Here is a 24,542-nt window from a genome sequence, read left to right on the forward strand (position 1 = left end):
AAAGTACGGAAAAATGGGCAAAGTACGTTGTCACCTCTATGTCACCACCGGGGCGCTATTATCTGAAATTTGTATGTAATTTGTTGCCCGGTGGAAAACCCTTTCCTACATATGCGCAACTATCTATGCCTGGCTCTGGCCATATCCCTTGCCCATTCGGCGAACGCACAGCAATTCGGTGGCAACCGGCCTACCGTGAAATGGCGGCAGGTAAATTCGGATACAGTCCGGGTAATATTCCCCGCCGGCCTGGAAACACAGGGCCGCAGGGTGGCTGATGTGGTTCATCATATTGCCCGGTCGCACACCGCTACACTGGGCCCCACCGTAAGGAAGATCAATATCATCCTCCAGCACGAAACCATGCAGAGCAACGGCTTTGTGCAACTGGGGCCTTTCCGCTCCGTTTTCTACCTCACCCCGCCACCGGCTTCTTCAGATCTGGGTTCCATTAACTGGACCGACCAGCTGGCATTGCATGAGTACCGCCATGTGATTCAGAACAACAATTTCCGGAAAGGCATCAGTAAAGCCGGGTATTATATTTTCGGAGAAATGGGGCAGGCCGCACTCACCAACATAGCGGTGCCCGACTGGTTCTGGGAAGGCGATGCCGTAGTGGCAGAAACTGCGCTGAGCCAGCAGGGCAGGGGAAGGCTGCCTGCATTCTTCGATGGCTACCGCGCCCTCGCACTGGCAGGGAAAGAGTATTCGTACATGCAGATCCGCAACGGCTCCTACAGGCGCATTATACCCAATCATTACCATACCGGATACCTCATGGCGAGCTACGGCCGCCTGCAGCATGGTAAGGATTTCTGGAAAGATGTAACGGACGATGCCGTTCGCTACCGCGGCGTGTTCTATCCATTCTCCCAAAGCCTGAAGCGCAGAACGGGTAAAAATGCCGCTGCCTTCTTTGATGCCGCATACAACCACTACCGGCAAAACTGGACCGCGAAGGATGCGGAGCAGGCCGATACACTCAGATTACCTTCTGATGCGAATGCAAAAACAGTATCCAACTACCGGTATGTGTATGCCGATGCAGACAGTGGCCTCGTTTACCTGCACAATACTTTTCAAACCATCCCAGCTATATACCATTCAGCATCGCACAATTCCCGCAGGGCATTTAGGATGACGGCGCCCGGTGTGGGTTTTGATGATTACATCAACTACCGCGACGGCCGCCTGTTGTGGACCGAAAGCCGCTACAGCGCCCGCTGGGGATGGGATGAGCGCTCCGTGGTGGTGATTTACCAACCCGGTTCGCTCAATAGAAGGCATATCCTCAAACACGAGCGCCGCTGCTTCTCGCCAGACCTTTCGCATGATTATAAAACCGTTGTAGTTTCCGCTACTACGCCGGATCAGCAATACCGGCTGGAGCTGCTGGATGCGGAATCCGGTAAAGTACTGCAGCAGCTGCCTAACCCGGGCAACTGGTACTATACCTATCCCAAGTTCACGGCGGATGATAAGGAAATCGTTACCGCCGTGCGCGACAGCATTGGCCGCATGGCGCTGGTCAAACAGGCAATATCCGGCGGGGAAACCAGGGTGCTGGTACCATTCGGCATGCGTACCATCGGGATACCCGTACTGCACGACGGCCGGGTGTATTTTACCGCTGCTTTCGCGGATGTAGATGACATTTACAGTGTGCCGCTGGGCGGAGGGGAAGTGCGCCGCCATACCCACCGGCCCAACGGGGTGTATCACCTCGCCATCAGCCAGGGGAAGATCGTTTTCAACGAATTCACGGCAGACGGTTTTAAACTCTTTTCCATCCCCCTCACCGCAGGGGAACCTTTCGACCCCACGGTGAATCATCAAAAAGGCTGGTTACAGCCCGAATTCGGGGAGGGAGGCGATTTGCTGGGTCATGTAAAGGATGAGGGCAGAAAGGTCAGGGATTACCCTAAAACACACCGTTTATTCAACTTCCACAGCTGGTTGCCGGTGGTGGATGATCCGGACTACGGATATTACCTCCTCGGAGAGAATGTACTGGGCACCCTGCAGACCCGCATCGGCGCAGGGTATAACAGGAATGAGAGCAGTCCTTCCGTTGGCGGACAGGTATCCTGGGGCGGATGGTTCCCGGTGCTGAGGGCCGGGGCGGATTATAAATCCAACCGTTACCTCAACGTCAATGACTCTATACAGGTACTTTGGAACGAACTCGACTGGTACGGTGGCCTGAGCATCCCTCTGCGGCTTAGTTCCGGAAAATTCTTCCGGGGGCTTACCCTCAGCGGGGATTTCCACCAGGTAATGCGCAGCAGTGCAGGCAACAGCAAATACCGCTTCCGGGATAAAAACATCCAGTACGTGGATCTGGGTATCGGCTTCTCTAACCAGCGGGTAAAAGCATTGCAGCAGATCTATTCGCACTTCGGGCAGTCGCTCACCATGCGCTACAGCCGTTCGGTGAATAATATTCCGGCAGAGCAGATCTTTGGCCGTGCCGATCTTACGTTTCCCGGTATCCGCAACTCACACAGCATCGTAGTGCAGCTTTCCTATCTGAAGAAAGATACGAGCCTTCGTTATGCCTTCAGCGATCCGTTTTCCTACGCAAGGGGCTATAGCAAACCATTCTATGAGCATATTTTCAAAGTGGGATCGAATTATCATTTCCCTGTGGCGTACCCGGACTGGGGCTTTGCCAACCTGCTCTACTTCTCCCGTATAAGGGCCAATGGGTTTTACGACTATATGAGTGCTTTCAACTTTAGGAACCGCCGCACTGTTACATTTGCATCTGCCGGCGGGGAATTGTTCTTTGATACAAAAATCGGGAATGTGCTGCCTTTCACTTTCGGGATGCGGTATAGCCACCTGCTCAACGATAATCCCGGTGATCCTTCGCGGAAAGGGCGTTATGAGCTGATCGTTCCTCTGCAGCAATTATTTTCTTACTAAACTATTCTTCATGCGTCCTCCCGTTTTAAAGCCGCCATTCTACATGAAACTGAGCAATATCCTTTTATCGCTCGTGCTCATCGTTGTAATCCTGCGCACCACGAAAGATATCCTGGCGCCGGTGGCTTTCGGTTTCCTTTTCGCCATACTCCTGCTTCCCCTCGCACAGGGGCTGGAAAAGCTCCGCCTGCCACGTGCAGCGGCAGCCGGTATTGCAGTATTAATATTCGTGATTTTTATGGCGGGGATGCTGTATTTCATTTCATGGCAAACAAGCAGCTTCCTCACAGATTTACCCGTATTGGAAAAGCGCCTCATGTTGCTGGCCAATAACCTCACTATCTGGATCGATGACAAGTTCCAGGTGGATTCGGACCAGCAGCTGGCCTGGCTGAATGAAACTGCGGCCAAGAGTATCAGTTCACTGTCGCAGTTTGCCGTGAATGCGGTAACATCCGTTTCTTCGATCCTCATCTTTCTCGTATTTATTCCCCTCTATACGTTCTTCCTGCTCTTTTACCGCAGGCTGCTCGTGCAGTTTGTGCTGCGCCTCTTCCGCCGTGAACATGCAGGCGAAGTACATGAGGTAATCGCACACAGCCGAATTGTAGTGAAAAGCTATGTGGTGGGCCTCTTCATTGAAATGATCGTAGTAGCTGCCTTATACATCCTTGCGCTGGTATGCCTCGGTGTGAAATACGCTGTGTTGCTGGGTACGCTGGGTGCAATTTTCAACATCATACCCTACCTCGGTATGGTGCTCACCATCGGCATCACGGTGCTGGTAACGCTTACTACGGGTACAGGCGGACAGGCTTTCTGGGCAGCTGCTGTCATGTTCGGTATTCACCTGCTGGATGCAAACGTACTGCTGCCAAGGATCGTGGGTTCCAAGGTGTCTATCAACGCCATGGTAACGCTGATCGGCGTGTTTGTAGGGAGTATGATCTGGGGGATTGCGGGCATGTTTATTTCCATTCCGGCAATGGCATTGCTGAAAGTAGTGTTCGATAAGATTCCGAACATGCGCCCCTGGGGCATGATTATGGGAAATGAAGACTAGCGCACAGCGATGCGCAGTTCGGGCACGCGGTAGAATTTATCTTCGGAATACTGAATAATAATATTTGAGAAGATAAGCGCTTCGCCTTTCTGAATGGTTTCTTTCAGGCGTTTGCTCCAAAGGGGAGAGAGGCGGTCGCCTTTAAAGCTATCGCCCGTAGTTTCCGAATAAAAGGCCACCTGGCTGGTGGTATCATTGAGATAAGCTTCCTTCGCTTCGTACAGGAAATCGAAAGATATGACGGGGTATTTGATGTTCTTGTTATCGCGCACTACCAGTGCGGAGTCCAGAATTTTAAGTACTTCGGGGCGTGGGAGGGAATCGCTGAGGTAGATGCCCCAGGTGGTGCGGAAGGCCAGCTTCTTATCAGCTGTAGCTGCTGCTGCAGGCTTTGCCGTACGCGCTGCAGGTTTGGGTTTGGATTGTGCCGCCGCGGATGTGGTTATCCCGGCAAAAAGTGTGAGCGTTATCAGCAGTTGTTTCGTCATAGGGCAAAAAAAAGATCGTCCGGAGTATGTAACGCCGGACGATCCTGTATATTATAACAGTTTCAGACTTTCTTCAATGGCCTGTATGCGGGCCTGGCAATCCGCCAGCTTCCTGCGCTCTGCTTCCACCGCTTCCGGCTTGGCATTGGCAACAAACTTTTCGTTGGATAATTTCTTCTCCACACTGGTGCGGAAGCCCTGCTGATAGGTAAGGTCTTTCAGCAACAGTTCTTTCTGCGCTGCAGGGTCCACTTCCTTATCGGTCACCATATAGAACTTATCGGTACCTACCACGATGGAGGCGGCGCCTGCAATCGCTTCTGTAGCATATCCGAATTCATTTGCATTTACCTGTTTGGCGATGATGCTTTCGATCCGCTTAAAGGCTTGCTTGTTCTGTGTTTCCACGAACAGTCCGATGGTATCTTTCGGTTTCAGCTGCTGCTTGTTACGTGCATCACGGATAGCGGTGATAGTGTCTTTGGCGAGCGTTGCTTCAGCGAGGATGTCTGCATTGATGCTTCCGGGAGCCTGGAACTGTTTGATCACCAGATCGTCTCCCTCTGCACGGTCGGCCAGCAGGTGGTATATGTCTTCCGTTACGAAAGGCATGAACGGGTGCAGCAGTTGCATGAGCTGTTCGAAGTACTCAATAGTCTTTTTGTAAACACCTGCATCGATAGGCTGCTCGAATCCGGGTTTGATCCACTCGAGGTACCAGGAGCAGAAGTCGTCCCAGATAAGGCTGTATATGGCTTTGAGGGCTTCGCTGAGGCGGAAGTCGCGGAAGAGCTTCTCTACTTCGGCATGCACTTCGTTGAAGCGGTTACCGAACCATTCTACTGCAAACTCCGGAACGGGGGCGCCGGTATTTTCTGCAGGCGTCCACATCTTCACGAGCTTCAGGGCATTCCACATCTTGTTGTTGAAGAAACGGCCCTGTTCGCAGCTGGAATCGTCGAACAGCAGATCGTTACCCGCAGGGGACGCGATCATGATACCGAAACGAACGGCATCGGCACCGAAGCGGTCAATGAGATCCAGCAGGTCTGGTGAGTTGCCCAGTGATTTGGACATCTTGCGGCCCTGCTTATCACGCACCATACCGGTGAAGTATACATCGGAGAAGGGCTTCTCTTTATGATATTCCTCGCCGGCCATGATCATACGCGCCACCCAGAAGAAAATGATATCCTGACCCGTTACCAGTACGGAAGTGGGGTAGTAGTAGTTGATGTCTTCGTTGCCGGGGTTGCTGATACCGTTGAACACCTCCATTGGCCAGAGCCAGGAAGAGAACCAGGTATCCAGGCAGTCTTCGTCCTGACGCAGTGTGGCAGGGCGGCTGCCGTATGCGGCTTCGTATTTATCGAGGGCGGTTTCCAGTGTTTCTGCCACTACAAACTGGCCCTGGGCATCGTACCATGCAGGGATCTGCTGCCCCCACCAGAGCTGGCGGGAAATACACCAGTCTTTCACGTTCTCCATCCAGTACTTGTAGGTAGCGAGGAAGCGGTCGCCCGGGTGGATGCGTACATCGCCGTTTACTACTGCATCCAGTGCAGGCTTGGCGAGTTCAGACATTTTCACGAACCATTGGGTGGAGATTTTAGGCTCCACAACGGTGTCGGGGTTGCGCTGGCTGTAACCGAGGCGGGTGGTGTATTCCTGTTCTTTAACGAGGAGGCCCTGTTCGTGAAGGGCCGCTACTACTTTCTTGCGTGCGCGGAAGCGGTCTTCCCCTACAAACACTTCAGCCGCGGCGGAAAGGGTACCATCATCGTTGAGGGTATCCACCACTTCGAGGTTGTGTTTGAGGCCGAGATTGTAGTCATTGATATCGTGTGCAGGCGTCACTTTAAGGGCGCCGGTACCGAATTCTTTATCTACATATTCATCGAAGATCACGGGCACCTTACGGTTCACGAGTGGCACGATGGCGAAGTGACCTTTCAGATGCACATAACGCTCATCGTCGGGGTTTACGCAGATCGCAGTATCGCCCATGATGGTTTCGGGGCGCTGGGTGGCGATGGTGATGAATTCACCGGTAGGCTCACCGGCAGCGTTTACCACCGCGTATTTCACGTGGTAGAGCTTGCCGTTGATCTCTTTATATTCCACTTCCTCGTCGGAAAGGGCGGTTTTGGCTTTAGGGTCCCAGTTGATCATTCGGGCGCCGCGGTAAATGAGGCCTTTGCCGTAGAGGTCTACGAACACCTTGATCACCGCATCGTAATAATGCTGGTCCATGGTAAAGGTAACACGGTCCCAGTCTACCGAACAGCCCAGTTTACGGATCTGGTGGTAGATGATGCCGCCGTATTTATCTTTCCATTCGTATGCGTATTTGAGGAACTCCTGGCGGGTGAGCTGGCTTTTTTCGATGCCTTTCTCATCCTTGAGCATGTTCACCACTTTCGTTTCGGTAGCGATGGAAGCATGGTCGGACCCCGGAACCCAGCAGGCGTTGAAGCCGCTCATACGGGCATGGCGGGTAAGGATATCCTGCACGGTTTCATTCAGGGTATGGCCCATGTGCAATACCCCGGTTACGTTAGGCGGGGGGATAACGATCGTAAAAGGAGGACGGCCGTCGGGCACCGAACGGAAATATTGCTTGTCGAGCCAATATTGATACCATTTGTCTTCTGCCGCAGCAGGAATATAGTTCTTCGAAAGTTCCATCAGTTTATCAGGCTATGTCTGTTTTAGGCATGCAAAAATATCGAATATCGCAAGTATTCCGAATTTCAATATCATAAATGCCGGTAAGGGGCATTAATATTTGTTGAATGTACGTTTAAACATCCTTTTTGTGAAAAAAGTACCGGATTACTGCAAAATAGTACACAAGTTAAGGTGATTTAATCGGTATCTTGTGGCGTTTTTGTTGAAAATGACGAGTTATGCGCAACATACCGACCATGAATTGATGCAGGGCATCCGGGCGAACGACGCTTCAGCGTTCACCATGCTCTTCAATCGTCATTACCGTAATCTATACCTTACCGCCCTGAATATTCTCCGCCGCGACGATGTTAGCCGCGACCTGGTGCAGGATGTATTTACCCAGCTATGGGTGCGCCGGCACGAACTGGAGATCGCTTACCCCAATGCCTGGCTGCAGCAGGCCATCCGTTTCCAGGTATTTAAAGCCATCCGCGACCAGAAGATCGATGAACGGTTTTACGACCGCCTTATGGAAACCTCTTCCGAATTGCTGGACGATCAGCCTTTGCTGTTCAAGGAGCTGGACGGGCTGGTGCGTGAGATCCTGGCTTCCCTGCCTGGTGATGCCCGCCGCATCTTCCTGCTAAGCCGGGAAGAGAAGAAGTCGTACAAAGAGATTGCCGGGGAACTGGAGATTTCTGTTAAGACCGTGGAAAAGAAAATGACCGCCACCCTGAAAGTGCTTCGCACCCGTCTCCGCGATGCCATGTTCACCATTCTTCCTTAAAAAATTAATTTTTTTTTAACAAACCGTAGGGTATCGCTTTTTGAGTGGTACTAAAGTACATAGCGCATGAACCAGCAGACACTCACCACACTGATCGACCGCTACCTGAATGGTACCGCCACAGCCGCAGAAAAGCAGCTGCTGGAGGCTTATTACGATACCATGAAGCAGCAGGCGGCCCCCGTTCCCGATGCGGAAACGGAGGAAGCGATGCGCGTTGCCATGCTGGCGAAAGTGTTTGAGAATGCGGGTATCCCTGCTCCTGTGGAAACACCGGTACGCCGCCTTTGGGTGCGCCGTGCGGCAGCAGCGGCAGCTATCGTAGTAATGTCTGGCGCAGCCTGGTGGATGCTGCAGCCCGAAAAGCCCCGGGTAGCCGCCAATATTAAACAGCAGCCGGTACCACAGCCTGGTAAAGACGTAGCCACCCTTACGCTTGCCAACGGGCAGGTAGTAGTGCTGGACGATTCTACCGGCGCCATCCCTGCTAACCAGGGAGGTGCGCAAATTGCACTGGGTGGCGATGCGCTCACTTATAATGACGAAGGCACTGCTGATGCGGCGCCTGTCTACAACACCCTTAAAACACCTGCAGGCGGTAAATTCCGCCTCACTTTATCAGACGGTACGAAGGTATGGCTCAACGCTGCTTCCTCTATCCGTTACCCCGCGCGCTTTACAGACGGGGAGCGTAAAGTAACCGTTACCGGCGAAGCTTATTTTGAAGTAACCGGCAGTGAGCAGCAGCCATTTGTGGTGGATGTACACAACAAAGCCACCGTACGCGTACTGGGCACCGCCTTTAACGTGCAGGCATATACAGAAGATGCCCGCATCGTAACCACCCTCGTATCCGGTAAAGTGCAGTTCGCCACAGGCGGCACTCCCGTTACCCTGCGCCCTGCACAACAGGCCGTAGCCGGTGAAGACGGGCAGATAGCAGTTCAGTCTGCCGATACAGAGATAGCCACTGCCTGGAAAGACGGGTACTTCCGCTTTCGCGGCACCGACATTAAAACGATTATGCGCCAGCTGGAACGCTGGTACAATATAGAAACCGAATACCAGGGTGATATACAGCACCTCTTTGTGGCAGACATCCCTCGGGATGCGCAGCTGGAAGAGATACTGAAACTACTGGAAATGACCAACCGCGTGCATTTTGTAACAAACGGGCGGCAGGTAACGGTGAAGCCGTAATAAAACAGACAATCGGATTAGTGATATATATACAGTGACAGACAAGGGACTTTAGAGATAGTGGGGAATAATCAGTAAACAGCTGAATCGAGCAAAGGACAGGATACTACGAATCTAACCGCACAACCGGTTCAATCAACAAGAAGGATTTATATATACATCTCCCGGAAGAGGGAGACAGGGTGCTGCATGTGTGATGCGGCGCCGGGGGAAACTTTTTTAATCAACCAACCCATACGCAAATGAAAGGTTTTTGGATCACCCTGCTGCTATGCCTGCAGGGGAGCGTTGCGCTGATGGCGCAGAGCGTCACATTGGCGGAAAAGAACGCATCACTGGAAACGATTTTCCGAAAGGTGCAGCAGCAAACCGGTATCAGTTTCGTGTATACGAAAACAGAACTGCAGACCGCCAAACCAGTTACCCTGACAGTTACCAACGCACCGTTGGAAAAGGTACTGGATGTAAGCTTTGAAGATCAGCCCCTCACATGGGCACGCCAGGGAAAGTACATTGTGGTAAAGGCGGCCGTTGTCCGTAAACCCACAGCAGCACCGGCAGACAGTGAGATCACAGGCCGTGTAACTGATGCGAAGGGCCAGCCTGTTTCAGGAGCCATCGTAGTGGTGAAAGGCACACAGAATGCAGCTTATACCGACGACAAAGGCAACTTTACCCTCAATAATGTTCCCGATGATGCCGTACTCATTGTACGTATGATGGGCTTCAAACAGAAAGAGGTGGAAGTGAAAGGACGTAAACTGAAGATCGAACTGGAAAGCGTATCCCAGCAGATCAATGAAGTAGTGGTAACCACTGGTCTTTTCACCCGTAAGAAAGAAAGCTTCACAGGCGCCACCGCAACCTTTACCGGGGAACAACTGAAAACTGTCGGTAACCAGGATGTGGTGAAATCCCTCCGTACCCTCGATCCGTCTTTCCAGGTAGTACCCAACAATACCCTCGGCTCCAACCCTAACGGCCGGCCTACTATTGAAGTACGCGGCCAGACCGGTATTTCCAGCTTCCAGTCGCAGCAGGGCATCGATCCCAACCAGCCACTCTTTATCCTCGACGGTTTTGAAGTAACACTGCAACAGGTAGTGGATCTCGACATTAACCGCGTAGCCAGCATAACCCTCCTGAAAGATGCTGCCTCCACAGCTATCTACGGTGCCAAAGCTGCCAACGGCGTTGTGGTAATCGAAACCATCAAACCGAAGCCCGGCCAGATGCGCCTTACCTATACCTCCGACCTTACTTTCGATACTCCGGACCTACGCGATTACAACCTGATGGATGCTGCAGAGAAACTGGAATTCGAACGCCTGGCAGGCCGTTACAACACTGTATTCTTCGGTCCTAACCTCCTGCAGCTGGATAGTATGTACAACCGCCGCAGGGCTGCCGTTGCCCGTGGGGTAAACACCTACTGGCTGAAGGCTCCGCTGCAGAACGCTTTCTCCCAGCGCCACAGCATTTATGCCGATGGGGGAGATGATGCCGTGCGTTATGGCATCGGCGCCAACTACCGCCGCAACCAGGGCGTAATGAAGGGCTCCGGCCGTAACACCTACGGTATCAACCTCGACCTCATTTACCGTAAAGGCAGGTTCAATATCTCCAACAAAGCATTCTTTACCGGTGTGAAATCCGAAGAATCGCCCTATGGCAGTTTCAGTGAATTCACGAAAGCCAATCCGTACTACGAAATGTATGATGAGAATGGCCAGATCGGTAAGTATCTCGAATATACTTCGGACTCCTACCGGAATAACCACTATGTAACCAATCCCCTTTACAACTCTACCCTGCGCAGTTATAACTGGGGCAAAGAGCAGACCCTCACCGATAACCTCGCTATCCAGTACAATATCCTGGATGGTATGCAGGCAGTGGCAGGTCTCAGCTTCACCGCATCCAATTCCGGAACCGAAGTGTTCACAGACCCCCGCCACAGTTCATTTGAAACCGTGACGATGGAAAAGAAAGGGAAGTATGTTTCTGGTGAAAACCGTACAACCTCCTGGCAAACCTACCTCGCCCTGAACTATGGTAAAGTGTTGAAAGGCGGCCACCAGGTTTCCATTAACCTGCGTGGAGATGCAACGGAGCGCCAGTCGAAAGGCATCACCACCACGGTGCGTGGCTTCCCCTATGGCAGCAATGGTAACCCCGCATACGGTACCAGCTACGATATGGACAGTAAGCTGCCCGGGTATGTTGATATCGTATTCCGCTCCGCATCCGGTATCGCCAGTGCCAACTACAGCTTCCGTAACCGTTTCCTCATGGACGCATCGCTGCGGTACGATATTTCCACTTCCTTCGGTTCCAACCAGTATGCACACGCCTTCTGGTCGTTCGGCCTCGGCTGGAACCTCCACAACGAAGCATTCTTTCGGGATATCACGTTCATCAACCGCCTGAAACTGTTCATCAATACCGGTACCAACAGTAACCAGAACTATGTGGGTATGGGTTCCACGTCGGTATATTCCTACGCAGGCCTGTACAACGTAGCCATGGGGCAGTCGCTCGACCTTGGTGCCATGGGTAACCCCGATCTGAAATGGCCTATCACCCGCAACGTGAACATGGGCTTCGATGTATCGTTCCTCAAATCGCGTATCAATGCTACGGTGAACTACTTCACGAAAAAGACCACCGATATGGTAGTGCCACTGAGCATGCCGCCATCAACAGGTTTCAGCACCTTTAATACCAACCTCGGAGGTATGGATAACCAGGGCATTGAGATCACTGCGCGTGTTACACCCTGGGCTAATCCCCAGCGCCGTGCTGCATGGAACATCACCCTTAACGGGCTTTGGCAGAACAGTGAGTTCAACGGCCTTGGTAAAGCGCTCGAGCAGCAGAACAGTAAGTTCGCTTCCGACTCCGTGCTGGCAGTACAGTTCCAGCGTTACCGCGACGGTTACAGCCAGTACGATCTCTGGGCAGTACGTTCCCTCGGCATCGATCCCGGTACCGGCCGTGAAGTATTCCTGAAGAAAGACGGTACACGCACCTTCGCTTATGATCCGCAGGACATTGTTGTGGTTGGTAACTCCCGCCCCACTATGGAAGGCGTAGTCGGCACTAATCTCAACTACGAAGGCTTTAACATCGGCGTCTATTTCCGCTACCGTTTTGGCGGCCAGCAGATCAACACTGCCCTTTACAATAAGGTGGAAGATATCAAAGTGGAAGAGATGTATTACAACCTCGACCGCCGTGCGCTCTACGACCGTTGGGTGAAAGCCGGCGACGTTGCTCAATACCGTGGTTTCTCCGAAGTAGGGAAGAACGGAACGGTTACCAATGTAAGCTCACGGTTTGTGCAGAAAGACGAAAACTTCACCGGTGAGTCTATCAGCTTCGGATATGAATTCAGTCAATCGAAATGGATTAAAAAACTGGGACTGGAAAACCTTCGTCTCAACGCTTACCTGAACGAGTTTGTACGCTGGTCTACCATCCGTGCAGAGAGAGGGATGGATTATCCCTTCACCCGCTCCGGTTCTCTTTCCATCAACGCCAGTTTCTAATCCATTAAAAGCAACGTAAAAAATGAAAAGCAATCTTCTCCGCATATATGCATTGGGCCTGCTCACTACCTTTTCGGCCTGTAAGAAGTGGGTGGATGTGCAGCCGAACGACCGGCTGCTGGAAGACCAGGTGTTTTCCGATCCTGACAACGTACGCGCCGCGCTGAATGGTATTTACAGCAATGTGGCCAAACCTGAATTCTACGGCAGAACCATGACGTTTACTGCCGTAGATGCATTGGCGCAACTGCATTCAGGTGCCCAGCTGAACGTAGCCGGAAGCCCTGAAGCCACTACCACCGGTACGCCGGCAAAGCCTTATACTGATTACTCCTTCCGTGATCCTGCGTTGATGGATGGTATGAGCAGGTTATGGTCGCAGGCATACAGGACGGTGCTTAACATCAACCTGTTCCTCACTAACCTCGACAAATATCCCGGCGTGGTTCCTCAACAGGAAGAGAAGCTGTACCGGGGCGAAGTATATGCCCTGCGTGCCATGATCCACTTCGATCTGCTGCGCCTCTTCGGGCCGGTGTACGTAACGGATTCCGCCGCAGTGTCTATTCCTTACTATACCAAAGCACAACCTGGTGTAATGGCCCGCATCCCAGCCACACAGGTGATGGACAGCGTAATGCGCGATCTCAGTCAGGCGCTGGAACTGCTTGCTGCCGATCCCATCCTTACAGAAGGGAAAATGGACAGAACAGGGAACGACGGGCTGGACTACAGCCGCATGCGTAACCTCAAAATGAACTATTACGCTGTGAAAGCGCTGGAAGCACGGATGTTATTGTACCGCAATAATAAAGCGGCAGCCTATGCAGCAGCTACCGCCCTTATTCCCCAGCTGGAGAAGGAGTTCCCCTGGTTTGATCCCGTGAAGGGACGATCGCCGGTAGACAGGTGCTTCAGCAGTGAAGTGATTTTTGCGCTGAACATCCCTAACCTGTACGACTGGAGTCGCGATCTTTTCAGCGGTGCTACCCGGCGCGATGCGATGTTTACACCTAACAGTGCACGCCTCAACAGCACTTACGAGAATAACCTCCTGACCGATTACCGTTTCGCCAGCAGCCTCGTTTACGGCTGGTGGGAAGTGCCCGGCGGCGGAGACATCGCTTTCAAAACCATGCGTAAATACAATAACCCCGATGGTGATCAGGTGCAGTTCCGCTACAGGATGCCCATGCTGCGCAAGAGTGAACTGTATTACATCGCAGCAGAAACCGCTCCTAACGATACAGAAGGCTTTGACTGGCTCAACCAGGTACGCAGTCACAGAGGGCTGACCGTAGCGCCCAATACAACCGTACTGGCACAGGAAATACAGAAGGAATACGCGAAGGAGTTTTATGGGGAAGGACAGCTTTTCTTCTACTACAAACGCACCAATACCGGCCGTATCCTGAAAGGCAGCACTACAGGTACCACATCTTCGAATTATCAGGCAATGACGCCCGCGCAATATGTGATGCCCATTCCTGACGCAGAAATCATTTATCAATAATTGAAAACGAGTAAGGACATGAAAAAAATCCTCATCGCCATAACAGTTGTTGCATCCGGTATGCTCGCTTCCTGTAAGAAGGAAGCCCTGCTGACCTTCGACAGCTCCAGTACCATTTATTTTACACTTGCCAGGAATACTACGGAAGGCTCGGCTATCGACAGTACTTTCTATTCCTTCGTATACTCCAAGGACGATACCATGCGGTTGCCGATCCTCATCAGTGCCATGGGTAAAGCAGAAACTTTCGACCGGCCTTTTACAATGGTAAAGGAAGATTCTGTGTCAATTGCTGTGGAAGGAACCGACTATAAAATCGGCCCCACCGTGATGCGCGCAGGCAGGCTGCACGATACGGTGTTCATTACCCTTTACCGCACACGTGAGCTGAAGGATAAAATCAAGTACATGCGCTTTAAAATGCTGCCCAACGAACATTTCCAGACCGATATTCCTGACAGGAAGTTAAGCTCGGTGGCACGAACGGTTCCTTTTCACAAGTACCGCGTAATGTTCAATGATTTCGCGTCAAGGCCACCCATCTGGATCGATTCTTACCTCGGGCCTTATTCCATTAAGAAGACGCAGCTGATGACGGACCTGTTCAATTTTGATTTTGCGAACGATTGGCAGAAGCCTCCTTATGGTCCCACTGCAAGCATCAATTTCGTGCTGGCAGGAGCATATGCCATGCAGCGCTATCTCAACGAAATGGAAGCCGATGGTACGCCAGTGCTGGAAGATGATGGTACAAAAATGATCATGGGATCAGTGGTTCAATAACCTTACAAGCAACATTTATGAAAAGATATTCATTCCTTGCCGCTGCACTCACGCTTGTTTTTGCAGCCTGTATGAAAGACAAAGGGAATTACGATTATAACGAGATTAACGAAGCAACGATTACCAATATTCCGGGCACGGTAAGCGGTATTTTCGGTGATACACTCACCTTGCGTCCCGAGCTGCATTTCACACAGGATGCCGGCGATGGTTCCGATACCACGCTCTATTCCCATAAATGGGTTATCTTCTTCGATAATAAAATCACCACTATTGCCAGTACCCGCGACTTTAACCAGCCGCTGAACAATATCAATACAGGCACTTACAGTGCGGCGTATATGGTGAAAGACAAGAAATCCGGTGTTACCTATCATAAGTATTTCACGCTGATCGTTACAACCGCAGCTTATGAAGGCTGGTTTGTACTGGGCAAATCCGGAGACTCTTCGCGCCTCGATTTCGTAGGGTTCGACGGTGTGAGCTACGATTCCAAAAGGATGTATACCGATGTGCTGGAACAATTCAATTCCGAATATCCGCGCCCCATCGGTAAACCCCTCGGCCTGCATACAGCATCCAAAAACAGGGATTATACTATCATGATCTCGACAGACAAGGGCTCCAACTCGCTGGACCGTAACACCCTCAAATGGGACCGTACCAAGAATATTGCCTATCTGTGTTTCGGTACCGTACCGAAAGATTTTGCGCCTACCATGTTCTGGAGCGTATTTACCAATTACCACATGTACGATAAGGGCACTATTTACACCTATACTAACGCCACCCTGTTCAATATGGGTGCACCTGCGAATCAGCTGGCCAATGAGCCAAGGCCTTTCCGTGCATCGCCCTACTTTAACGTAGGCACCACCGCCGGGCTCAGTACCAGCCTCGTCATGTTTGATATGGATAAGAAGCGCTTCGCCAAGCAAATTATCCGTACACAGGGGGTAGATGCCTATGCAGTCCCTTTCAATAATCCTTCCGGTGCGAAATTCGATTTCAATAATGTAGGGATGGACCTGGTGTGGATGAGCCGCAGCTACATCGGTTATAATATTTTCTGCGTACTTAAAAACTCCGCCGGTGAATATTACTTTGCCCTGTTCAACGAAAGCTCCTCTGAACAGCTGATCTTCCAGAAAATGAATATCAGCGCACTGGATGCGAATTCCCTCATCGTTGCCGATCCGCAATGGTCTACCCTGTACTTCTCTTCAGGAAATAAGCTGTATGCCTATTATCCCGACGCGAACCAGGAGCGGATGATCCAGGATTTCGGAGAAAAGATCACATACCTGTTTTTCCCTACCAATATCCCGTCTGCCAAAGTGTATGATGTTTTCCGTACTAAATTGCTGGTATCCACATTCGATGCCAGCAAGCCGGAAACAGGCGGAAAGCTCCGCTTCTTCCAGACCTTTAACCAGGGTGCCCCCACACAGATCACACATGTGGAAACACTCACAGGATTTGGTGAAGTGGTAGGCGCACAGTTCAGAAGCCGCGCCGGAGGTTATTAAGCCAGTCAGTTACCAACCATTATAATACCCACGTTGGCGCAGGCAAATACGGCCTGCGCCTTTCATTCAAAACGCACATGAAAAAGTTATTGCTCATAGCCGCCATGGCGGTTTCGCTACAGGGCCTCGCCGCTGTGCCGCCCACAACCTACATTCAGGGTTCCGTTGATGCGAAGAACCTGCGTACCATGTACCTCTACCGCGTGGATGATGGTAACATGGAACAGTATGCTTCCGTTAAGGTATCGCCCGAGGGTACTTTTGCATTCGCAGTAGCCAATCCGGAAGAAGGTTTTTACTATGTAGCCACCAGCACAAATACGAATGCAGTCATCCCGCACCGTATTTATGTGAAAGGCGCTGCTACCATTGAGATGGACATCAAAGGACAGAAGGCCGTTGTAAAAGGTGGCACTAAGGAAAACCAGCAACTTGCCAAATGGCAGGAGGTATATGATGATATTGCCATTCCTTCCTGGAGCGGCGTGCAGTACAGAGGTACCTATGAAGATTTCTTCCCCATCTTCGAATCCTTCATCCCTAAGTATGAAGCTTTCCGGAAATCATTGAAGACTACGGGTAACAAATCGTTTGACGCCTATATGCAGTTCCTTATGGAGAATGATGTGGACGCTGCTGCTGTCAACTTCCTTTTCATGCCCCGTTCCAAGCACCCGGAGAAATCACAGTACCCCGCGTATTACAATCAGATCATGCAAGGCAATAAGTATTCAAATACACAGATACTCCGCCTCGGAGATGGTGTTCGCCGCATGAGTGCTTATCTGCTCTACGGAAGCCTGCAGAAAGGAAAGGCTGCTGCAAATGAGCCTATGGTTGATAACCTGCAGAACGATACCCTGAAAGGCATATTCCTCGTTAACGGCCTGGGCCGCTACCGCGATCAGCAGGCGCTTATCGATGGCATGGCGCCTTATCAGCACCTGCTGGTGACCGACTCGCTGAAAGCACGTTATGCAAGAGCAGTAGCATCACTGGCTACCTTTTCCAAAGGCACCAAAGCATTTAGCTTTTCTTACCCCGACATCAATGGTAAAGCCGTTTCGCTGGAAAGCCTGAAAGGGAAAGTAGTGCTGGTGGATATGTGGGCTACCTGGTGCGGGCCCTGCAAGCAGGAGATCCCTCATCTGAAGAAACTGGAAGAAGAACTGCACGGCACTGATATCCAGGTGGTGAGCATTTCGGTAGATAAAGATGCGGATAAACAGAAATGGGAAGATTTTGTGAAGAAGGAGAACCTTACAGGCCTGCAGTTATTCGCCGGCTCTAAAGGGGATATGATGGATTACTACAAGATAAGCGGTATCCCGCGCTTCCTGGTGTTCGATAAGCAGGGGAAGATCGTGAGTGTGGATTCACCGAGGCCGTCTAACCCGGAACTGAAGAAACTGCTGCTGGCTACAGCAGCTGCGAAATAAATACTCCATACGATAAGACAAAGATTCAGATTGAAATGACAGATACAGGCGGCGCCATTTTTGGCGCCGTTTTGTTTATAGGCTATCCATACCGGGTATCCTTGTTTGAGCGCCGCAAATGAACTGAAAAGCCCCGGTTTTCATATTGATGTATAATTATATGGGAAGGCTGTTACTTTTGCGGCCGGCAAATGCCTCCTAAAGGCAGTGGAAGGCAGTGTAGAGGCAGTCTACCCTAGGTGTAAAGGCAGTCTGGAGGCAGTGGAAAGGCAGTCCGGAGGTAGTAACACCGTAGTCTAAAGGCAGGAATCACCCGAACCCCGGATCGATAAAAACTGAAAATCCCCCAACCGGATACCCCGCAAGCATAAAATCCCAATATATAATCATCATGAAACATCAATTTTCAGCATTTCCCTTACGCGGCATAACCTGGCTGCGGCAGCTCCCCCTTATTCTGGTACTTTTCTCGGCCGCCTGTTCCAAAAAAGGTGATGCAGGCCCGGCAGGTAAAGACGGTAACGCTAATGTAACCGTGTACAATTTCGGGACACGCACTTTTACGTCCTCTCTTAATTTCACTGTGAACGTATCACAGGGTAAAATGGATTCCAGCATGTTGCTGGTGTATTATAATCCTGAGGCGGAAGCGGCATCGGCATGGTACCCGGCACCCGGTGGTGGTTCCGGCGGACAATACAATACACGTATATTAACTTTCCAGTCTGCTCCCGAACCTTCGCAGTATACGGTGGCTTTAAGAGTAGTAACGCCTGCGGGAGCAGTGTATGCAACACCTTTAACCTTCCGGAAAACAAGGATCTTTATAGTGCCGGCCAATGTGGTGATCAACGGTGCGCGACAGGCGCCTCCTGTGGATCTGAACGATTACAGGGCAGTAGTAAAGTATTACGGCATTGAAGAGTAAGCGTACGGATAAAAAATACAACCTGCACACCAGTCAGATGGCGTGTAGAGGAAAGAAAACGGCCGGTCAGGATTTCACCCGGCCGGCCGTTTTCTATATCTATTATCCAACATTAGCTACTACGACATAGTACGTATAACATCAACTGTTTTGCGCACCATTTCCGGTGTGATGCCAAGATGGGTTACAATGCGTACCTGTGTGGGGGAGATGGCCATTACGCGGATGCCGTATTTGGCGAGGTAGTCCCGGAACTTGACGGGTGTCCAGTCTCCATACACCTCAAAGATGAGGATATTGGTTTCTACGGGAAGCATGTGGCCTACGAAGGTTTGTTCCAGTAATGCTGCTGCGATGGCTTTGGCATGGGCATGGTCTTCCGCAAGGCGGTCGATGTGATGGTCGAGCGCATAGATGCCGGTTGCTGCCATATATCCAGCCTGGCGCATACCGCCACCCAGTTTTTTCCGGACGCGTTTGGCTTCACGGATGAAATCGCGGGAGCCGATGAGCACGGAGCCGATAGGGCAGCCGAGACCTTTATTCAGGCAAACGGAGATACTGTCGAACACCCGGCCATATTCCGCGGCCTGCTGGCCGGTGGAGAGGAGGGCGTTGAACAGCCGGGCGCCGTCGAGATGGAGGCGGAGGTTATGATCGAGGCAGGTTTGCCGGATGCGGAGTATCTCATTCCAGTCATAACAGCATCCGCCGCCGCGGTTGGAGGTGTTCTCCAGGCATACGAGGGAGGAAGTGGCTTTATGGTCATCATCTGCCGGATTGACGGCCGCTGCCACATCGGCCGCTGTGATCATGCCGCGGTCGCCATCAATGGGACGAGCCTGTGCGGAGGAGTTGAATGCAATGCCGCCACCTTCATATATGTATACATGAGCGAGGGAAGAGCAGATGACTTCATCGCCGGAGCGGGTATGTACCTTGATGGCGATCTGGTTGCTCATAGTGCCGGAAGGGCAGTAAAGGGCTGCCTCCATGTCAAAGAGGGCTGCCATCCTGGCTTCAAGTTCCTGAACGGTGGGGTCTTCTCCGAAAACGTCGTCGCCTGTACGGGCTTGTAACATGGCTTCCAGCATGGCTGGGGTGGGTTGGGTAAAAGTGTCGCTTCTGAAATCCATTGAAAAAAATGCAAGGAGTGATTGAATAAATTAGAGAAGTTGTTAATTTAAATGAGGATATTTTTCAATTGTTAAAATTTGCATAAACCCCCGAAAATAGCGACTAAAAAGCTATTAGAATACGTTTATACAGTGTACTTTGTTATAGCAAACACGCACAAATGCCGTTATGACAATGTGCCCGATCATTGAAAATGAATGCGTAACAGGCATCTTACCCCGGTTCGTAACCCAAGATCAAAACCATATCAGTGATATTTGGAAGAGTGGGGGATTAGCACGATCTTTGCAGGCTAATTTCGCAACCGTGTAAGATATACCATTTAAATGTTACAACAAAATTATCTTTCGGCTTGTTAGTATAATATTCTTAAACCAATACTTTTAAATATATGAGGCAACTTAAAATTGCCACCCAGATCACAAATCGTGATTCGCAGGCGGTAGAAAAATACCTCCAGGAAATCTCGAAGATCCCTTTGTTAACTCCAGAGGAAGAGACGATACTGGCCCAACGTATAAAAATGGGGGACCAGCGCGCTCTCGAAAGATTAACGACCGGTAACCTCCGGTTCGTTGTATCCGTCGCCAAACAATATCAGCACCAGGGCTTAAGCCTCAGCGACCTCATTAATGAAGGCAATTTAGGGTTGATCAAAGCGGCACAACGGTTCGACGAAACCAAGGGTTTCAAATTCATTTCTTACGCTGTATGGTGGATTCGCCAGTCTATCCTGCAGGCTTTGGCAGAACAGGGCCGTCTGGTCCGCCTGCCTCAGAACAAAATCGGCACTTACAACAAGGCAAATAAAGCCTACATGGCATTCGAACAGGAAAACGAACGCGAGCCCTCTACAGAGGAACTGGCCGAAATCCTGGAAATGTCAGAATCGGAGATCAACAATATCTTCCAGAGCAATACCCGCCACATGTCTCTCGACGCTCCCGTTCACGAAGCAGAAGACGTAGCCATGGGCGACCTCCTGGAAGGCGGCGATGTGACAGACGATGATGTGATGCAGGACTCGCTGAGAGAAGAAATCCGCCGCGTGCTCAAGTCCCTGAGCCCCCGCGAAGCTGAGATCGTTAACGCATACTTTGGTCTGGATGGTGAAAACGGCGCAACGATCGAACAAATAGGACAGAAGTATGATTTGACCAAGGAGCGTATCCGTCAAATCAAGGAAAGGGCCATCAAACGCCTTCAGAAAGCCCGCTACAGCGGCGCACTGAAATCCTATCTGGGATAATCGTAACCACATTTATTGAATTGATTCTGGGATAAAAACATCCCGCCTGTGAAATGGCGGGATGTTTTTTTTTATCCTATAGAGAACGGTTATGGGTGCATAGACACCTTTCATACCTTCCTATTCGTAATTCTCCTCTCAACCCTTTATTTTTGCAATCTTATGCGAAAGGCATCTTTTACACTGGTCCTCTGCTCGCTGTTAGGACCCGCTTGTGAAAAAGAAAAGACAGGACAGCAAACCATCCCCATACTCCCCGTAGTGGAAGGCATCATCGAAGAAAACGGCTACCCCATGGTCAGGATCACCCGGAACATGCAGTACTTCGCCGGAACACTTCCCCTGATGTTACCCGACTCCTGGGTGCATAATGCTGTGGTAACCGTTTCCAACGGCCCTAACACCCAGCAGCTCAAAGAGTACAGGATGACTGACGGTACAGGCATGCCTTACTGGGCCTACACTGTGGACACTGCTTTTCTCCCGGTTGCTTTTCGCGGAGAAACTGGTAAAAGTTATACCTTAACGATCGAATCGGAAGGGAAACGATACCAGTCTATCACTACTATCCCGGCTAACGGCCTCCGGCCCGACTCCGTATGGTGGTCTCCCGCAAAAGGCGGATTAATGGCCACTCTTTCCGGTACCCCCGGTAGCGGAAGCTACGCCAGGTACTTTACCGCCCGCAACCAGGAAGCTTTCCTGCCAGGATTGCACCCGCTTTCTTCAGAACTGCACCGCAACGGCACTTTTGAAGTAATGCTTACCGAAGGGGTGGACAGGAGCAGTGCCGGATTACAGCAGGCATTCAGGATAGGGGATACCGTGCAGCTGAAATTGTGTAATGTGGATCATCAGACCTATGACTTCTGGCGCAGCACCGGCAGCGCATGGGCCGAAGGGAAAGACCCCCTGGGGCCGCAGGTACGTGCGAAAGGCAACGTATCCGGCGCACACGGATACTGGGGCGGATACAGCATAACTATCGAACAGATCATTCTGAAATAATCGAAATCAAAACCAAACCAAACCAACAAAGCAGAAAACAACAGCATGGAAAACAACACTAACCAGGAACATGCACATGTCCTGATCATCGGCTCCGGCCCCGCAGGGTATACCGCAGCCATCTATGCCGCCAGAGCTAATCTCAAGCCCGTACTTTACCAGGGCATCCAGCCCGGAGGCCAGCTTACCATCACCACAGAAGTGGAAAACTATCCCGGATATCCCGAAGGCATCCAGGGCCCCGAAATGATGGTGGACTTTGAAAAACAAGCCGCCCGCATGGGAGCAGACATCCGCTTCGGCATGGCTACCTCCGTAGACTTCTCCTCGCACCCCTTCAAAGTGGTGATCGACGAAGAAAAGACCCTGACCGCTGATGCCATCATCATAGCCACCGGCGCCTCTGCCAAATGGCTGGGCCTCCCCTCCGAACAGCGCCTCAATGGCAGCGGTGTTTCCGCCTGCGCCGTGTGCGACGGATTCTTCTTCCGTGGTAAAGAAGCCGCCATCGTGGGCGCCGGCGATACCGCAGCAGAAGAAGCCCTCTATCTCTCTAAAATCTGCTCTAACGTACATATGCTCGTTCGCCGTCACGAAATGAGAGCTTCCAAGGTAATGCAGGACCGCGTCCTCAAAACCTCCAATATCATGGTATACTGGAACACGGAAACCCTCGAAGTAACCGGCGAAAACAAAGTGGAAGGTGTGCGCATCCTCAATACGCAAACCAAAGAAGAGAAAACCATTCCCATCAACGCTTTCTTCGTAGCCATCGGCCACCAGCCCAATTCCGGCATCTTCGCCGGCCAGCTGGAAATGGACGAGCAGGGATATATCAAAACCATCCCCGGTACCACCAAAACCAATGTGGAAGGTGTGTTTGCCTGTGGCGACGTACAGGATAAAAACTACCGCCAGGCAGTTACCGCTGCAGGCAGTGGTTGCATGGCTGCGCTCGACGCTGAGCGCTACCTTTCCGCGAAAGGACATTAATTATCCATATAAAGGGCCCCGACACTTACCGGGGCCCTTTTCAATTCTCTTTTATGCTGACTATTGCGCTGGAGAGCATGCGATTCTTCGCCCACCACGGGTTTTATAAGGAAGAGCGCGTACTCGGTAATCATTTTATGCTCGACGTGCTCGTGCAGCTCCCCGAGCCGGAACACCCTTCCCAACTGGCGGAGTCGGTGAACTACGAAGGACTGTACGATATATCCCGCCAGGTAATGGAAGTACCGCAGGCATTGCTGGAGCAGGTGGTGCACGATATCTCCGCATCCATCAAGGAAGTTTTTCCGGTCATCAGCTATTCTAAAGTAACGTTACGGAAACAGGCGCCTCCCTTTGGAGGCGATCTGGCCTGGTCCTGCGTGGCACTGGAGAAACAATACTAAGGGGTAGGGTGTTATAGTTCCGGCCGCCTGTGTAGAAACCATGCAGGGCATGTAACCAGGCAAAGAAAATGTGTATTTTTGGGAACCTGTTAAATTCGTTCCTATGCTTAAGAAAACCTTTTTACTATGCTGCGCCTGCATCCTGGCGCTTACATCACTGGGGCAGTCGGTGGATGAATCGCTCGCCCAGGCCAAACAGCTCACCCTGCAAATGAAAGAGCTGGAAGCGCTGCAGCAATACAAGGAAGTCCTCCAGGCCGATCCCGGCAATGTTACCGCACTCAATCAAAGCAGTCTCATCTGCAGCCGCGAAGGCGCCCGTCAGAAAGAGAAAACCGCTAAAATGGAATGGTTCAATAATGCGAAGATCTTCGCGTACGAAGCCATGAAGGTGGATGTGGAGCACCCGGAAGCCAATTACGCCATGGCCATCGCCTGGGCACGCATCGCACAGATATCAGGCGCTAAAGAGAAAGTGGCCGCTGCGAAGGAAGTGAAGAAGTATGTAGACCTCGCCCTTAAATTCAAACCCGATTATGGCGAAGCATTCCATCTCCTCGGTAAATGGAACTTCGACATCTATAACCTCAGCAGTATTGAAAAGGCCGCTGCTAAAGTGCTTTTCGGTGGTATGCCCAATGCCACCCTCGAAGATGCGATTGCCAACTATGAAAAATGCCGGCAGCTCACGCCTTCTTTCATCCTCAACTATCTCGATCTTGCCATCGCCCTGCGGCAAAATAACCAGGAAACCCAGTCCATGGAAATCCTCAACAAGGTGATGCGCCTACGTCCCATATACCAGGACGATCCCGGATATAAGGCAGAATGCAAGAAGCTGCTGGAGGATATGCAATAATGGAGTA

The 24,542-nt window shown here is 51.3% G+C and carries 18 protein-coding genes; 15 read left to right on the forward strand and 3 right to left on the reverse strand.

The window, feature by feature from the left end; genetic code table 11:
* Window positions 1–111: 111 nt before the first annotated feature.
* Window positions 112–2,931 carry a TolB-like translocation protein gene (locus DEV76_RS15320; RefSeq protein ID WP_109698797.1) on the forward strand — a complete coding sequence of 940 codons (2,820 nt, stop codon included), beginning with the start codon at window positions 112–114 and terminating at the stop codon, window positions 2,929–2,931.
* A gap of 10 nt (window positions 2,932–2,941) precedes the next feature.
* Window positions 2,942–3,994 (forward strand): AI-2E family transporter, encoded by a 1,053-nt coding sequence (locus DEV76_RS15325; protein ID WP_109698798.1) that lies wholly within the window; start codon window positions 2,942–2,944, stop codon window positions 3,992–3,994.
* Here DEV76_RS15325 and DEV76_RS15330 read toward each other — a convergent pair.
* On the reverse strand, window positions 3,991–4,482 hold the full coding sequence (locus tag DEV76_RS15330) for a hypothetical protein (protein ID WP_109698799.1): 492 nt from the start codon (window positions 4,480–4,482) through the stop codon (window positions 3,991–3,993). The two genes, DEV76_RS15325 and DEV76_RS15330, sit on opposite strands and share 4 nt — an antisense overlap.
* Window positions 4,483–4,533: 51 nt before the next feature.
* Window positions 4,534–7,170 (reverse strand): valine--tRNA ligase, encoded by a 2,637-nt coding sequence (locus tag DEV76_RS15335; RefSeq protein WP_109698800.1) that lies wholly within the window; start codon window positions 7,168–7,170, stop codon window positions 4,534–4,536.
* Window positions 7,171–7,363: 193 nt separating this feature from the next.
* Here DEV76_RS15335 and DEV76_RS15340 point away from each other — a divergent pair, with 193 nt between their 5' ends.
* The 8 genes from DEV76_RS15340 (at window position 7,364) to DEV76_RS15375 (ending at window position 18,885) form a co-directional block, all read left to right on the forward strand.
* Window positions 7,364–7,942, forward strand: coding sequence for an RNA polymerase sigma-70 factor (locus tag DEV76_RS15340; protein WP_157962911.1), 579 nt, complete (start codon window positions 7,364–7,366; stop codon window positions 7,940–7,942).
* A gap of 66 nt (window positions 7,943–8,008) precedes the next feature.
* Window positions 8,009–9,142 carry a FecR family protein gene (locus tag DEV76_RS15345; RefSeq protein WP_109698802.1) on the forward strand — a complete coding sequence of 378 codons (1,134 nt, stop codon included), beginning with the start codon at window positions 8,009–8,011 and terminating at the stop codon, window positions 9,140–9,142.
* A gap of 242 nt (window positions 9,143–9,384) precedes the next feature.
* On the forward strand, window positions 9,385–12,693 hold the full coding sequence (locus DEV76_RS15350) for a SusC/RagA family TonB-linked outer membrane protein (protein ID WP_109698803.1): 3,309 nt from the start codon (window positions 9,385–9,387) through the stop codon (window positions 12,691–12,693).
* A 22-nt stretch (window positions 12,694–12,715) separates the two neighbouring features.
* Window positions 12,716–14,206 (forward strand): RagB/SusD family nutrient uptake outer membrane protein, encoded by a 1,491-nt coding sequence (locus tag DEV76_RS15355; RefSeq protein ID WP_109698804.1) that lies wholly within the window; start codon window positions 12,716–12,718, stop codon window positions 14,204–14,206.
* 18 nt (window positions 14,207–14,224) lie between these two features.
* A complete protein-coding gene (locus DEV76_RS15360; protein ID WP_109698805.1) occupies window positions 14,225–14,989 on the forward strand; it encodes a DUF4843 domain-containing protein in 765 nt (254 codons plus the stop codon).
* 17 nt (window positions 14,990–15,006) lie between these two features.
* A complete protein-coding gene (locus DEV76_RS15365; RefSeq protein ID WP_109698806.1) occupies window positions 15,007–16,518 on the forward strand; it encodes a PKD-like family lipoprotein in 1,512 nt (503 codons plus the stop codon).
* Window positions 16,519–16,595: 77 nt separating this feature from the next.
* Window positions 16,596–17,957 carry a TlpA disulfide reductase family protein gene (locus tag DEV76_RS15370; protein ID WP_109698807.1) on the forward strand — a complete coding sequence of 454 codons (1,362 nt, stop codon included), beginning with the start codon at window positions 16,596–16,598 and terminating at the stop codon, window positions 17,955–17,957.
* 391 nt (window positions 17,958–18,348) lie between these two features.
* Window positions 18,349–18,885 (forward strand): hypothetical protein, encoded by a 537-nt coding sequence (locus DEV76_RS15375; RefSeq protein ID WP_109698808.1) that lies wholly within the window; start codon window positions 18,349–18,351, stop codon window positions 18,883–18,885.
* Between the two features lie 119 nt (window positions 18,886–19,004).
* On the opposite strand, the gene DEV76_RS15380 is transcribed toward DEV76_RS15375, so the two are convergent.
* A complete protein-coding gene (locus DEV76_RS15380) occupies window positions 19,005–20,021 on the reverse strand; it encodes a threonine aldolase family protein (protein WP_109698809.1) in 1,017 nt (338 codons plus the stop codon).
* A 392-nt stretch (window positions 20,022–20,413) separates the two neighbouring features.
* Here DEV76_RS15380 and DEV76_RS15385 point away from each other — a divergent pair, with 392 nt between their 5' ends.
* The 5 genes from DEV76_RS15385 to DEV76_RS15405 all read left to right on the forward strand — a co-directional run bounded on the left by DEV76_RS15385 (window position 20,414) and on the right by DEV76_RS15405 (window position 24,535).
* Window positions 20,414–21,271, forward strand: coding sequence for a sigma-70 family RNA polymerase sigma factor (locus tag DEV76_RS15385; protein ID WP_109698810.1), 858 nt, complete (start codon window positions 20,414–20,416; stop codon window positions 21,269–21,271).
* A 162-nt stretch (window positions 21,272–21,433) separates the two neighbouring features.
* The gene (locus tag DEV76_RS15390) at window positions 21,434–22,279 is read left to right on the forward strand and encodes a DUF4249 family protein (protein WP_109698811.1); all 846 of its coding nucleotides are present in this window, start codon (window positions 21,434–21,436) and stop codon (window positions 22,277–22,279) included.
* A gap of 45 nt (window positions 22,280–22,324) precedes the next feature.
* Complete coding sequence (trxB, locus tag DEV76_RS15395) at window positions 22,325–23,272, forward strand: thioredoxin-disulfide reductase (protein WP_109698812.1); 948 nt, start codon at window positions 22,325–22,327, stop codon at window positions 23,270–23,272.
* 53 nt (window positions 23,273–23,325) lie between these two features.
* Window positions 23,326–23,676: a dihydroneopterin aldolase gene (locus DEV76_RS15400; protein ID WP_109698813.1), complete on the forward strand. Its 351-nt coding sequence runs from the start codon at window positions 23,326–23,328 to the stop codon at window positions 23,674–23,676.
* Window positions 23,677–23,779: 103 nt separating this feature from the next.
* Entirely contained in the window at window positions 23,780–24,535 is a 756-nt protein-coding gene (locus DEV76_RS15405) for a tetratricopeptide repeat protein (RefSeq protein ID WP_109698814.1), read from the forward strand.
* Window positions 24,536–24,542 lie beyond the last annotated feature (7 nt).

Source organism: Chitinophaga deserti (assembly GCF_003149455.1).
GTDB lineage: Bacteria > Bacteroidota > Bacteroidia > Chitinophagales > Chitinophagaceae > Chitinophaga > Chitinophaga deserti.